This window comes from Pseudomonas sp. yb_2 (genome assembly GCF_043103905.1).
Lineage (GTDB): Bacteria > Pseudomonadota > Gammaproteobacteria > Pseudomonadales > Pseudomonadaceae > Aquipseudomonas > Aquipseudomonas alloputida.
In genome coordinates, this window is sequence record NZ_JBICKH010000008.1 from 1 (window position 1) to 603 (window position 603).

General features: G+C 60.5%; 1 protein-coding gene. It reads left to right on the forward strand.

Annotation, left to right across the window (positions count from 1 at the left end; genetic code table 11):
• The coding region (locus ACF8FB_RS02420) for an immunoglobulin-like domain-containing protein (RefSeq protein ID WP_392510971.1) at positions 1-603 on the forward strand (603 nt) is incomplete at both ends.

The following is a 603-nucleotide window of genomic DNA, read 5'->3' on the forward strand; positions in this document are numbered from 1 at the left end:
ACTGCCCCGGACAATGTCTACGTCGGTACCAACGACCCTGTCGTGATGTCGATCGCAACCGTTGAAGGCGCGGACGTTGGCAAGTTCGAGCAACTGACGCTGGACAAGACGCCGGTCAGCACGTCGGTGACCGACGAGCCGGGTACCCCAGGCAACGAAGGCGACTTGGTCAAGGTCACCATCACGGCCGACCAGACCTCGGTGGCCGAGAACGTCAAGCCGACGTTCACCGTGCACATCAACACCGCCTTGGCTCACGACCTGGTCGTGACCCTGAGCAACAATGCCCAGGTCATCATCAAGGCTGGCGAAACCAGCGCGCCATACACCCACGCTGCGCAAGGCGATGACGTCTACAACGATGCTGGCCAGATCAGCCTGGGCATTAATTCGGCAGTGGACGCCACTGGTGCGACCTTCGAGAACCTGCAACTGGGCGGCAACGCTTCGGTTCAAGTGACCGACACCACCGACGAAGTAGTGGCCAAGTTGACCGCGACCCCGTCGGTGACCGAAGGCGGCGAGATTACCTACACCATCACGCTGACCAACAAAGACGGCCTGCCGATCAACAACCACAGTGCATTGACCTTCACGCTGAGC